Here is a 12,392-nt window from a genome sequence, read left to right on the forward strand (position 1 = left end):
GCGGTAAGCGGCCACCTGCGAGAATTCGCGAATGCACATCGCGATCGGCCTGGTTGTCCTGGTGGCCTCGGCGGCGGCCGTGGCGGCGCTGGCGCGCCGGGCCGGTATCTCCGAGCCGCTCGCCCTGACCTTGGCCGGGGTCGCCGCGTCGTATCTGCCGTTCGTCCCCGAGGTTCATCTGGAACCGGAGGTCGTGCTGCTCGGCTTGCTGCCGCCGTTGCTGTACACCGCGGCGATCCGCACCTCGCTGGTGGATTTCCGGGCCAATATCGGCGCGATCGCGCTGCTGTCGGTGGGGCTGGTCCTCTTCAGTACGTTCGCGGTGGCCGCGGTGGTCTGGTGGCTGCTGCCGGTGCCGTTCGCTGTGGCCGTGGCGCTGGGCGCGGTGGTGGCGCCGCCGGATGCCGTGGCCGCGACCGCGGTGGCGCGGCGGATCGGGATGCCGCGGCGGATCGTCTCCATCCTCGAAGCCGAGTCGCTGTTCAACGACGCGACCGCGCTGGTGGCGTTGCGGACCGCGATCGCGGCGTCGGCGGGAGCGGTATCGGTATGGAATGCCGGGGGCGATTTCCTGCTCGCCGCCGGTGGCGGCGCGGTGGTGGGGATCGCGGTCGCCTACGCGCTCGCACTGTTGCGGCGGCGGATCACCGACCCCGTCCTGGACACCACCCTGTCCTTCCTCGCGCCGTTCCTGGCCTATCTGCCGGCCGAGGAGATCCATGCCTCCGGGGTGATCGCCGTGGTCACCTGCGGGATGATCCTCGGGCACGGGGCGCCGGTGTGGCAGAGCGCGGCCTCGCGTACCGCCGAACGCATCAACTGGGGCACCGTGCAGTTCATCCTGGAGAGCGCGGTATTCCTCATCATCGGGCTGCAGGTGAACACGATCGTCCGGGATGCGTGGGCGAGCGGGCTGGATCACGGCACCCTGATCGTCACGGCGATCGCGGTCCTGCTGGCGGTGATCCTGGCGCGGCCGGTCTGGATCTTCGGCTATGCCCTGTTCCAACCGGTATTCGGGCGGTCGCCGGCGCCCGCGGCCCATTCGACCGTGGTCTCCTGGGCCGGGATGCGCGGGGTGGTGACCCTGGCCGCCGTGCTGCTGCTACCCGCGGACACTCCGCAGCTGCCGGTACTGAAACTGCTGGCCCTGGTCGTCGTCGCGGGCACTTTGCTGCTCCAGGGCACCTCGCTGTCGTGGCTGGTCCGCAGGTTGCGGCTGCGTGGGCCGAGCCGGGCCGAGGACGCGTTGCAGAAGGCGAATCTGCTGACCCAGGCCTCCAACGCGGGCCTCGCCACGCTGGACGCGGCGGTCGGTCCGGACACTCCGGAGGAGGTCGTGCACTCCCTACGTGACCGGGTCACCTGGCGGACCAATGCCGCCTGGGAGCGGCTGGGCCGGCCGGAATCCGAGCTGGCGACCCCCACCGCCGAATATCGCCGGTTGCGGTTGGAGATGTTGCGGGCCGAACGGGAGACGGTGCTGCGGGTCCGCGACTCGGGTGGGGTGGACTACGAGATCCTGCAGCACGTACTGGCCCGGCTGGACCTCGAGGAGTCCATGATCGACCGGTTCGACGAGGGCGACGAGGAGGAGCGGCAGGAGCCGCTGGCGGTTCCCGGCGGCGCGGCCGAGGACTGCGCGCATCTGCGGGCCGCCCCGCTGGTGTGCGATTCCGACAGGCCGGATGTGTGCGCGCAGTGTGTGGCGGAGGGTTTGACGTGGGTACACCTGCGCATGTGCCTGACTTGCGGGAATATCGGCTGCTGCGATTCCTCGCCGGGGAACCACGCGGCCCGGCACTACACATCGACCGATCATCCGGTCATGCGCAGTGTGGAGCCCGGCGAGGCGTGGCGGTGGTGCTACGTCGACGAACTTCTGGGCTGATCCGCACAGACCCGTATCGGCGTCGTGACCGGGCTACCGGAACCGTCCCGCGGCCGCCGTGCCCGGTGACGCGAACGGCGCCACCCGCCGGTTTCCGGGATCGCGTCGTGGCCTGTCACCGGGGTGACCAGGAGTGATCCCGGCAGCTGTCGGGAGAACCAGGGAGCGGGCGGACCGACTGCTGTCGGTGGCCTGCGGCAGTATGGGCGCCATGTCGACAGCACCGGGCAGCACCATGGGCGGGGCCGGCGAAGTCGCCGGCGAACTACGGGAGCACGCGGAGGCACTGCTACGGGAGCTCGCCGGGCCGGGCGCCCGCTTGCGGGAGGACCAGTGGACCGCGATCGAAGCGCTCGTGGTCGGTAAACGCCGGGCCCTGGTGGTGCAGCGCACCGGCTGGGGTAAATCGGCGGTCTACTTCATCGCGGCGAAACTGCTGCGCGCGCAGGGGCGCGGGCCCACCGTCATCGTCTCGCCCCTGTTGGCCCTGATGCGCAACCAGGTCGCTTCGGCCCAGCGGGCCGGAGTGGTCGCGGCCACCATCAACTCCGGCAATGTCACCGAATGGGATGAGATCCACCAGCAGGTGGCGACCGGCTCGGTGGATGTGCTGCTGGTCAGCCCCGAACGACTGAACAACCCCGATTTCCGGGATCAGGTGCTGCCCCGGCTGGCCGCCGACGCGGGGCTGGTGGTCATCGACGAAGCGCACTGCGTGTCCGACTGGGGCCACGATTTCCGTCCGGACTACCGCCGCATCCGCACACTGATCGCCGACCTCGGCGCCGACGTACCGGTTCTGGCCACCACCGCCACGGCCAACGACCGGGTGGTGACCGATGTGGCCGGGCAGATCGGCACCGACACCCTGGTCCTGCGCGGGGATCTCGACCGTGAGTCGCTGCACCTGTCGGTGGTCCGGTTCGACGACGCGGTGGAACGCACCACCTGGCTCGGCGATCAGCTGGACCGGCTGCCGGGTTCCGGGATCGTGTACACCCTGACCGTCGCCGGCGCCCACGACCTCGCCGATGTGCTGAACTCGCACGGCCACAAGGTCGCCGCCTACACCGGCCAGACGGACCCGACCGAACGGGAAGCGCTCGAGGCCGCGCTGTTGAACAACGAGGTCAAGGCTCTCATCGCCACGTCCGCGCTGGGTATGGGTTTCGACAAGCCCGATCTGGGTTTCGTGGTCCACGTGGGTGCGCCGTCCTCGCCGATCTCCTACTACCAGCAGGTCGGCCGTGCCGGACGCGCGACCGAACGCGCCGAGGTGGTGCTGCTGCCCGGTCCCGAGGACACCCGCATCTGGAGCTACTTCGCCTCGGTCGCCTTCCCCCGCGAACATGTGGTCCGGTCGGTCCTCGAAGCGCTGGACCTGGAGCGTCCACAGTCCACCGCCGCCCTGGAACCTCTCGTCGAACTGAACCGCTCCCGGCTCGACATGGTGCTGAAGGTGCTCGATGTGGACGGGGCGGTCCGCCGGGTGCGTGGCGGCTGGCTCGGCACCGGCGAGTCGTGGACCTACGACGCCGACCGGTACGAACGACTCGATGCCGCCCGCACGGCCGAACAGCAGGCCATGCTCGACTACCAGCGAACCACCGGTTGCCGGATGGAATTCCTGCGCCGCCAGCTCGACGATCCGGCGCTGCTGGCCGCCGCGCCGGGTACGGGCGCCTGTGGCCGCTGCGACAACTGCACCGGCGAGTATCGCGAGACCACCGTCGATACCGCGGCGGTGGCCGCCACCCGGGCCCGGCTCGACCGGCCCGGTATCGATCTCGCGCCGCGTAAACAGTGGCCGACCGGGATGGCGAAACTGGGTGTGCCGCTGTCCGGCAAGATCGCCGAGGGTGCCGAGACCGGCCGGGTGCTGGGCCGGCTCAACTCGCTGGGCTGGGGCCGGCGGCTGCGCCCGATCCTGGACGGTCCCGACGGTCCGGTGCCCGACGAGGTGGTCGACGCGTGCATTCCGGTGCTGCGCGAATGGGAGTGGGCCGTTCGGCCCACCGCGGTCCTGGCCCTGGAATCCGAGACGCATCCGGTCCTCACCGGGTCGCTGGCCGAACGCCTCGCCGGGATCGGCCGGCTGCGCAACCTGGGCACCCTGCGCATTCGTCCGGACCGGCCACCGGTATCCGCCGTCAACTCGGCCCACCGGGTCGCCGCACTGTACGACGGGTGGGAGGTCCCCGACCTCGGCGCGGCGGACGGTCCGATCCTGCTGGTGGACACCCTCACCGACACCGGCTGGACCTTCACCGTCGCGGCGTGGGCGCTACGCCGGGCGGGCGCCCCGGCGGTTCTCCCGTTCGCCCTGGCGACTCCGGCCTGACCGGCGCGTCCGGGACCGGGGCCGGCCGGGTTCGCCCCCGGACGGTGGGCACCCGGTCGAGCAGTGCGAACAGGCCGATCAGGACCATCGCCAGGACGACCACCAGCAGTGTGTTGATCATCGTCATCGGGTATCCCTGCCGGACGACGTCGAGGAACGGATACGGGTACCAGTCCGTCACCGCGCCGTGAGCGAAGGTGTAGCCGATCCAGACGACCGGCCAGGCCAACGCGGCGGCGATGGTGCGCCGGTCGATCCGGGGCCGGGGCCCGAACACCAGCCAGGCGGCCAGACCGGCCCAGGGGGCGAGGTAGTGGAAGCCGAGATTCGCCCACCACGCCGCGCCGGTGAGATGTACCTCGTCCGCCAGCACGAGGACGAAGACGAGGCCGGTGATCACGACCCCGAGCAGGGAGTCCAGCCGTAACACCCGCCAGAGGCGCCCGTCCCGTACGGGATTCAGGGCCAGTCCCGCCGAGGCGACCAGCAGGAACAGGTTGCTCTGGATGGTGAAATAGCTGAATAGTCGGACGAGTCCTGTTCCGATACCGGCGTCCGGTTCCGCGCGTCCCGAGTTCGTGTCCGGGCCGCCGGTGAACAGCAGTGTCAGTTGGGTGACCAATGCGGCCGCGATCACCAGGGCGATCGCGAGATGGCAGGCTCGGGCGGCGAAATCGGCCGCGGGGGCGCGGTCGGCCGGCCGGATATGCGCGTTCACACCGGTCCATCCTGCCGTCGCCGGCCGCGCCCGGACCGGCGACACGCGACAGCGGATGCGTATCCGGGTACGGGTACGGGTACGGGTACGGCAGGATCGATGCGGTGACCACATTGCCCGAGAAGGCCGCCGCATTCCTCGCACTCCATCGCCCCGGAGACCCGGTGATCCTGCCCACGGTGTGGGACGCCTGGTCGGCGGATCTCGTCCAGCAGGCCGGCTTTCCGGCGCTCACGGTCGGCAGCCATCCGCTCGCCGATTCGCTCGGTAAATCCGATCACGAGGGTATGGCCTTCACCGATGTGCTGGGCCGCGTCCGGGAGATCACCTCCGCGGTGGACGTACCGGTCTCGGTCGATCTCGAATCCGGATACGGTGTCGAGCCGGCGGCGCTCATCGATGGGTTGTTGCGGGCCGGCGCGGTCGGCTTCAACCTCGAGGACACCGTACACAAGGAGGGCGGGCGGCTGCGCGAACCGCAGGAGCACGCCGATCTCGTGGGCCGGTTGCGGCAGGCGGCCGACGACAGCGGTGTGCACGTCGTCGTGAACGCCCGCACCGATCTGCTGCTCGCGCCATCCGGCGATCCGGCCGAACTCGTCGGCCCGGCGATCGAACGGCTGCGGCTGGCGGCCGCGGCCGGGGCCGATGTGCTGTATCCGGTCGGCCGCTACGGGCCGGAGGTGCTGGCCCGGCTGTGTGCCGAATTGCCGTTGCCCGTCAACGCGGTCACCGTGCCGGAGCAGGCGGACAAGGCCTATTTCGCGAAGGCCGGGGCGGCACGCGTGAGCTTCGGGCCGTTCCTGCAGGCCGCGCTCGCGGTGGAGGCGAAACGACTGCTGGAACCCTGGAAATGATCCTGCGGCGGTGACCGGCGGGGCCGGGACCGGTCAGGATTCCGGTACCGGATCCTCGTCGAGCTCCACCTCGTCGCGGTCGGCCCATTCGATGAGCTGCCGCAGATCGAACACTGCGTCGTCGATGCCCGCGTGCAGATCGCCGAGGCGGCGGTACCGGGCGGGCACGGTGGCGACGGTGAAATCACGGGGGTGGATATCGTCGATCTCCGCCCAGCTCACCGGGGTGGAGACCGTGGCGGCGGGGTTGCCGCGCACCGAATACGCGGCGGCGATCGTGTGATCGCGCGCGTTCTGGTTGTAGTCGATGAACAGCCGGCCCGGATCGCGGTCGCGCCGCCACCAGGTCGTCGTCACATCGTCGGGAGCCCGGCGACGGACCTCTTCGGCGAAGGCCAGGGCGGCGCGGCGCACCTGCTGGAATCCGTGCTCCGGCGCGATCCGCACATAGACGTGCAATCCCTTGCCGCCCGAGGTCTTCGGCCAGCCGACCGCGCCGATCTCGTCGAGCACCTCGCGGACCACCCCGGCCACCCGCTGCACCCGTGACCAGGGACAGTCCGGCATGGGGTCGAGGTCGATCCGCCATTCGTCCGGACTCTCGGTATCGGCCCGGCGCGAATTCCACGGATGGAACTCGACCGTGGACATCTGCACCGCCCACACGACCTCCGCCAGTTCGCCGACACAGAGTTCATCGGCGTGCCGGCCGTAGCGCGGGAAGTACACCCGCACGGTCGATACCCAGTCCGGTGCGCCCGCGGGCAGCCGTTTCTGGTGCACTTTCCCGCCGGTCAATCCCTTCGGGAAGCGGTGCAGCATGCAGGGCCGATCCCGCAGCGCGTTGACGATCCCGTCGCCCACGCTCAGGTAGTACTGCACCAGATCGAGTTTGGTCACGCCGGACTCCGGGAAGTAGACCCGGTCGGGGTTGGAGATACGCACCTCGCGTTCTCCGACCGTCAATTCCACCGCCGCGCCCGCGCCGCCAGCCATGGTCCGACCCTAGCCGCCGCAACCGGTTCGGGGTCGGTTGTCCGGGGCGCGTCGGTCGCGCGGCCGCTCTGTGGGTACCGATATCCGGCTGTCGGCCGCCGCCGAGGTCCCGTTGCGGTGCTGCTCAGTGGACGACGGGCGCCACCCAGCGGCGCAAAGCGTCGATGGTGGTTTCCGGGGAGGTGTTGAAGCACAACCGTATGCCGGGCACGAGCTCGACGATCACGTTCACCAAGTGTTCGAACAGTAGCGTGTGCTCGGCCGCCATGCGTACGCCCGCGCCGATCATCGCCACCCCGAACGAGCGGCCCGCCGCGCCTTCGCGTAATTTCGCCTCGGCCGCGTCCGGATCCGCGGGTACCCGGCAGGACACGAGGTCGAATCCGGCGTCACGCAGAGCCGTCTCGCCCGCGGCTATCCGTGCGGTGAGGGCCGCCGCGTCGATGTGCGGATGGCGGCCGTAGTCCACGGCTCCGGGATCGAGGCCGATCGACAGTACGGTCGTCCCGTCCGATTCCGGTCGTTCCATCGAGTGGTCCTCCGATCTGAGGTATACGAACTGGGGTTTCGCGGCGGGATCCCGCCGGCAAGTGCCCGGGCTCCGGCGGGAGGAAGTCGCGCAACTGGCGGGGCTCAGCGTCGATTACATCGTCCGGCTCGAGCAGGGCCGCGGCTCCAAACCTTCCGATCAGGTGCTCGGCGCTTTGACGCGGGCGCTGCGGTTGAGCGAATCCGACCGTGATCTGATTTTCCGGCTCGCCGGGTCCGAGCCGCCGGGGATCGGACGCATTCCCATGTCGGTCCGGCCGAGTGTTATGCGGCTGCTGGACCGACTGGGCGGCCTGCCCGCGCTGGTGTTGTCCGCCAAATCCGATGTGCTGGGCTGGAACCCGCCGGCGGCTGCGCTGCTCGGCGACTGGTCCGCACAGCCGCCCGAGCAGCGAAACCTTGTCCGGCAGCGCTTTCTCGGGGTCGGACCGGACCGAGCGGTGGAGACAGGAGATCACACCGGCGCCGCAGACTGCGTCGGTTGTCTGCGTACGGCGCAGGCCAGATACCCACAGGATCCCAGTCTTGCCGGGCTGATCGACGAACTCCGCTCCGGCAGCGCATGGTTCGACGAGTTGTGGCGTAACGGGCGCTCCGGACGGCTGCGTAGTCGCACCGCTTCCGTCGTCCATTCGGAGCTGGGAACCCTCACTCTGGACTGCGATGTTCTGTCGGTGCCGGAAGCGGATCAGACGGTCATTGTCTACTCGGCCGGAACCGGCACCGCTACCGCCGCGGCTCTCGAACTGCTCCGCCGCACCGACCCCACATGACCGGCCGGCGCGGCGCGTGGTATCGAGAACGTCGTACCGGGGCTCTGCTGCCGACGTGCCCGGCAAGCTACCCGAGCGTCGTATCGATGGCCCGGCCCGGCTGCGTCGCGGGCGGCGGAGGCGGGCCGGCGCCCGCGGGTTCCGCGGCCGTCAGGCTGCCCAGCAGCGACAATGCGCGTTCGGACGGTGAACCGGGTTCCGCGTGATAGACGATGAGCGTCTGTCCGGGGACACCGTTCACGGTGAAGCTCTCGTAGGAGAGGGTCAGTTCGCCGACCATCTCGTGGTGAAAACGTTTGGTTCCGGCGGTTTTGGTGCGCACATCGTGCCGGGCCCACAGCTGCCGGAAATCCTCGCTCTTCAGCGAGAGTTCGCCGACGAGTTCGGTCAATTGCGGATCGTCCAGATCGGCGCCCGCCGTCGCCCGCAGGCTGGCGACCGTATCCGCGGCGATCGAATCCCATTCGGGATACACATCGCGTGCCCGCGGGTCGAGGAAGACCATCCGCACCTGATCGATACCGGGGACCGAGCACGCGTTCACCGCGACCGCCAGCGGGTTGGCCGCCAGGACGTCGAGGCTGCGCCCCAGGAAGAGGGCCGGCGTCCGCTCCCACAGATCCAGGAGCCGCAGCAGTCCGGACGCCACGCGTTCGGGCCGCCGGGACCGCTTCGGCCGGGCCGGCGCCGGGCGAGCCAGCTCCCGCAGATGGGCCGTGCCTTCGTCGTCCAGCGCGAACACCCGGGCCAGGGCGCTGATCACCTGTTCCGACGGATGTTTGTCCCGGCCCTGTTCGAGCCGGATGTAATAGTCCGCGCTCACCCCCGCCAGTAACGCGATCTCCTCTCGCCGCAGACCGGCGACCCGCCGCTGCCCGCCGCCGGGCAGCCCGAAATCCTCCGGCCGGACCAGTTCACGACGGGCCCGCAGGAACGCGCCCAGGCGGTTGTCCGAATGCATGTGTTCCAGGGTAGGTGCGGACCCGGCCCGGCCGGGTGGCCCTCCGACTACCAGGAAGTCCGCGACCTGGCAGCCCGCCCGGCTCGGGCCGAGGGTTGAGGGCATGACGAACAACGAGAATCCGAACGGACGGGTGGCAGTGGTCACCGGAGCTTCCAGCGGAATCGGCGCCGCGGTGCCACCGCGGCTGAATGTGGCCGAGTTGGTCCTGGTGCCCACGCAGCAGGGCTGATCTCTGCTCCCTGAAGGCCCCCGTTCCCGCGGCTGCGCCGCAACGGGGACCGAGGGGACGGGTTCAGCGCGCCGTGGCCGCGAGCGACCGCTCGGTGCCGCGATCCCGGCGTACCGCGGGTAGGAATCCGCCCACCCAGAGGGCGAGGGTGAAGTACACGATCTGTTCGGGTATCCGGAACCACAGCGGCGTGGCCGCTTCACCATTGAGCGGAATATCGTTCAGTGCGGCATGGATATTCGCCGGGATCATGATCACGAGCAGCGCCGCGAGACCCAGGCCGGCCCAGCGGCGGGTGGCGGCCACCACCAACCCCACGGCACCGGCCAGTTCCAGGACGCCGGTGGCGTAGACCGCGAAGTCCGCGAACGGGATGTAGGACGGGACCATGGCCGTCAGGTCATCGTGGCTGGGCATCACGGTGACCGAGTCGGGGATGAAATGCGCCAGTCCGGTCATGGTGAACAGGAATGCCAGCCCGTGCGCGGCGCTGACCCGCCAGGTGTCGAAGCGGCGGACGCCGATCCGGCCGAGTAGCCGCAGGACCAGCGTGGGGACCACGAACAGCATCAGGGTGTCGAACATGCGGTTCCTCCGAGGCGGGAGTCGGTTGTCCGGTCGCACGGCGCCGGGCAGTTTCTTGTTGTTATCGACTGATAACAACAAGATGGTATGCATCGACTGATAACTAGTCAATATGTAGCTCCGCCGTGGTGCCCTGCAATCCTCCGGCGGCTTGTCGGCCCGCTGCTCTCCGGCGGTTGGACACCCGGTTCGCCGGACGGCGTAGTGGTCGGCGAACCTCGGATATGCGAGGGTGCGGGGCAGCGCGCGGTGTGGAACCGGACCGCCCGCACCCGCCGACCGGCCCGGAGGAGTGCGAATGACCTCTCGACCCGAACAGCCCACCGCGCCGTCACCGCCGGGCGAGCCGGCCGAGCGACCCCGGCCGGCTGCAGCCGCACAGCGGCCGCGGCCGGATGAGATCGATGCGCCGCTGCGGCCCGAGGGCGCAATCGCACAGGGGCCGCGGGGTGACGATGCCGCCGGGCGGAAGCCGGGGAGGCCGGGTGCCACGCGGTACCGGCAGCGGGAGTCGTGGCGCACCGCGCTCGCCGCGCTGCTCGCGGTCGTGATCACCCCGGTTGCGGTCGGTATCGCGGCCAACGGCGCGGCGACCGCCGGCCGATGGTGGGACACCACCGACCGTTGGCTCTCACCCGCGCAGTCGCTGCTCGGGGCGGCTTTGCTATTGATCGTCGCCGGACTGGCCGCGTACGAACCCGCGGCAGCGGTGATCGCCGGGCTGATCTGGGGCGCACTGCCGGCCGCCGTCCAGATCGCCGCGCCGGGACAGACCTATCGGCTGATCTCGTCGCTGCCCGGCCTGTCTGCCGACCTCTCCCGGGTGCTGCACACCTGGCTGTCGAGCGGGGTGATGCTGTTGGTCGGCGTCCTGCTGGCGGGGGCCGGGCTCGCCGTGGCGCTACGCCGACGCGGACTGCCCGGCTGAGACCCGCCGCCGACGTCCCGCTGCACGATCACCTGGGTGGCGGAGCGGGACGGGATCGTTGGTGCGCGTCGTCCGGACCGGCGCCGCGCCCGGGCGGAGCACTGCGTGATTGTCCGCGCGTGATATCCGAACCGGCGCCGCGCCCGATACACCGGAAATCGCCCGCCCGCTACCCGGACGCGTCCGCCGTCCGATCCGGTGCCACTACCGGCCTACCGGGGCATACCGGCACCGCGGACCGGGTCCGTGCTCATCCCGGCCTCAGCCCTTCACGCACAGCACCTGCCGCAGCGTCGCCACCACATCGACCAGATCGCGCTGGGCGTCGATCACCTCGTCGATGTCCTTGTACGCGGCCGGGATCTCGTCCACCACGCCCGCGTCCTTCCGTGACTCCACACCCTCGGTCTGGGCGATCAGATCCGCGACGCTGAATTGCCGCTTGGCCGCGTTACGGCTCATCCGGCGGCCCGCGCCGTGGGACGCGGACTGGAACGAATCCGGATTACCCTTACCGCGCACCACATAGGACCGGGTGCCCATCGAACCCGGAATGAGCGCCATATCGCCGGCGCCCGCCCGTACCGCGCCCTTCCGGGTCACCAGCATGGGTACACCGTCGATCTTCTCCTCCGCCACATAGTTGTGGTGGCACGACACCGGCGTATCGAACAGCACCTCCCGGGTAGAGAACTGCTTGCGCACCGCCTCGCACACCAGTGCGAGCATGACGGCGCGGTTACGGGCCGCGTACTCCTGGGCCCAGGTCAGATCGTGTCGGTAGGCGGCCATTTCCGGGGTATTCGCCAGGAATACCGCCAGATCGCGGTCGACCAGGTTCTGGTTGTGCGGCAGTTTGCGCGCCACCGCCATATGCCGTTCGGCCAGTTCCTTGCCGATATTGCGGCTCCCCGAATGCAGCAGGATCCACACCTGATCATCCTGGTCCAGGCATACCTCGATGAAGTGGTTGCCCCCGCCGAGCGAACCCATCTGCTTGTGCGCTTTGGATTCCCGCGACGCCACGGCATCGTCGAGATCGCCGAATGCCGACCAGAACCGGTCCCAGCCGGTGCGCAGGGTCGCGGTGGCGACTCCGGACCGTCCGGGCGCCAGCTTGTTCACCGGGACCGGGTGCTGGTGGGCCGCGAAACCGACCGGCACCGCCGCCTCGATCGCCGATCGCAGGGCGCGCAGATCATCGGGGAGGTCGGCGGCGGTCAGATCGGTGCGAACGCTCTCCATCCCGCAACCGATGTCCACGCCCACCGCGGCCGGGGCGACGGCGTCACGCATGGCGATCACCGAACCGACCGTGGCGCCTTTCCCGAGGTGCACGTCCGGCATGACCCGAACGCCGTGGACCCATTCCAGCCGGGCGATATTGCGCAGCTGTTGCAGCGCCTGCGCCTCGATCTCGTGCTCATGGGCCCACATCAACGTCCGTGCCCGGGTGCCGGACAGCTCGACGGGAAACATTGTCTCGTTCCTTCCCTCCGGGGCGGACCGATATCCGCCGCCGTAATTCCACGGTAGGCCGCCGGATACGAGGAGGCGATCG

Annotated in this window: 12 protein-coding genes; 6 read left to right on the forward strand and 6 right to left on the reverse strand. The window is 69.9% G+C overall.

Annotation, left to right across the window (positions count from 1 at the left end; translation table 11 throughout):
• Positions 1 to 31 precede the first annotated feature (31 nt).
• Positions 32 to 1,891: a Na+/H+ antiporter gene (locus tag ACQPYS_RS06175; RefSeq protein ID WP_433491939.1), complete on the forward strand. Its 1,860-nt coding sequence runs from the start codon at positions 32 to 34 to the stop codon at positions 1,889 to 1,891.
• Between the two features lie 211 nt (positions 1,892 to 2,102).
• Entirely contained in the window at positions 2,103 to 4,232 is a 2,130-nt protein-coding gene (locus ACQPYS_RS06180) for a RecQ family ATP-dependent DNA helicase (protein ID WP_433491940.1), read from the forward strand.
• Here ACQPYS_RS06180 and ACQPYS_RS06185 read toward each other — a convergent pair.
• Positions 4,156 to 4,950: a Pr6Pr family membrane protein gene (locus ACQPYS_RS06185; protein WP_433491941.1), complete on the reverse strand. Its 795-nt coding sequence runs from the start codon at positions 4,948 to 4,950 to the stop codon at positions 4,156 to 4,158. The genes ACQPYS_RS06180 and ACQPYS_RS06185 overlap by 77 nt on opposite strands.
• 104 nt (positions 4,951 to 5,054) lie before the next feature.
• Here ACQPYS_RS06185 and ACQPYS_RS06190 point away from each other — a divergent pair, with 104 nt between their 5' ends.
• On the forward strand, positions 5,055 to 5,807 hold the full coding sequence (locus ACQPYS_RS06190) for an isocitrate lyase/PEP mutase family protein (protein ID WP_431938763.1): 753 nt from the start codon (positions 5,055 to 5,057) through the stop codon (positions 5,805 to 5,807).
• A gap of 33 nt (positions 5,808 to 5,840) precedes the next feature.
• Here ACQPYS_RS06190 and ligD read toward each other — a convergent pair whose 3' ends face one another.
• Together ligD and ACQPYS_RS06200 are read right to left on the reverse strand one after the other, a co-directional pair.
• Entirely contained in the window at positions 5,841 to 6,803 is a 963-nt protein-coding gene (gene ligD, locus ACQPYS_RS06195; protein ID WP_433491942.1) for a non-homologous end-joining DNA ligase, read from the reverse strand.
• Positions 6,804 to 6,927: 124 nt separating this feature from the next.
• Positions 6,928 to 7,332 (reverse strand): hypothetical protein, encoded by a 405-nt coding sequence (locus ACQPYS_RS06200; protein WP_433491943.1) that lies wholly within the window; start codon positions 7,330 to 7,332, stop codon positions 6,928 to 6,930.
• 61 nt (positions 7,333 to 7,393) lie between these two features.
• Between ACQPYS_RS06200 and ACQPYS_RS06205 the strand changes: the two genes are divergently transcribed.
• Positions 7,394 to 8,125 carry a helix-turn-helix transcriptional regulator gene (locus tag ACQPYS_RS06205; RefSeq protein ID WP_433491944.1) on the forward strand — a complete coding sequence of 244 codons (732 nt, stop codon included), beginning with the start codon at positions 7,394 to 7,396 and terminating at the stop codon, positions 8,123 to 8,125.
• A gap of 67 nt (positions 8,126 to 8,192) precedes the next feature.
• On the opposite strand, the gene ACQPYS_RS06210 is transcribed toward ACQPYS_RS06205, so the two are convergent.
• Positions 8,193 to 9,086 carry a helix-turn-helix transcriptional regulator gene (locus ACQPYS_RS06210; RefSeq protein WP_433491945.1) on the reverse strand — a complete coding sequence of 298 codons (894 nt, stop codon included), beginning with the start codon at positions 9,084 to 9,086 and terminating at the stop codon, positions 8,193 to 8,195.
• A gap of 103 nt (positions 9,087 to 9,189) precedes the next feature.
• Here ACQPYS_RS06210 and ACQPYS_RS06215 point away from each other — a divergent pair, with 103 nt between their 5' ends.
• On the forward strand, positions 9,190 to 9,318 hold the full coding sequence (locus tag ACQPYS_RS06215) for a hypothetical protein (RefSeq protein WP_433491946.1): 129 nt from the start codon (positions 9,190 to 9,192) through the stop codon (positions 9,316 to 9,318).
• A gap of 63 nt (positions 9,319 to 9,381) precedes the next feature.
• Here the strand turns inward: ACQPYS_RS06215 and ACQPYS_RS06220 are convergent, their stop codons facing one another.
• Positions 9,382 to 9,903, reverse strand: a complete 522-nt coding sequence (locus ACQPYS_RS06220) for a DoxX family protein (protein ID WP_063037907.1) — start codon at positions 9,901 to 9,903, stop codon at positions 9,382 to 9,384.
• Positions 9,904 to 10,201: 298 nt separating this feature from the next.
• Between ACQPYS_RS06220 and ACQPYS_RS06225 the strand changes: the two genes are divergently transcribed.
• Positions 10,202 to 10,831, forward strand: a complete 630-nt coding sequence (locus tag ACQPYS_RS06225) for a hypothetical protein (RefSeq protein ID WP_433491947.1) — start codon at positions 10,202 to 10,204, stop codon at positions 10,829 to 10,831.
• A gap of 261 nt (positions 10,832 to 11,092) precedes the next feature.
• Here the strand turns inward: ACQPYS_RS06225 and ACQPYS_RS06230 are convergent, their stop codons facing one another.
• Positions 11,093 to 12,310, reverse strand: coding sequence for an RtcB family protein (locus tag ACQPYS_RS06230; protein ID WP_433491948.1), 1,218 nt, complete (start codon positions 12,308 to 12,310; stop codon positions 11,093 to 11,095).
• Positions 12,311 to 12,392 lie beyond the last annotated feature (82 nt).

Origin of the sequence: Nocardia grenadensis, from assembly GCF_050942415.1 — a bacterium.
Lineage (GTDB): Bacteria > Actinomycetota > Actinomycetes > Mycobacteriales > Mycobacteriaceae > Nocardia > Nocardia grenadensis.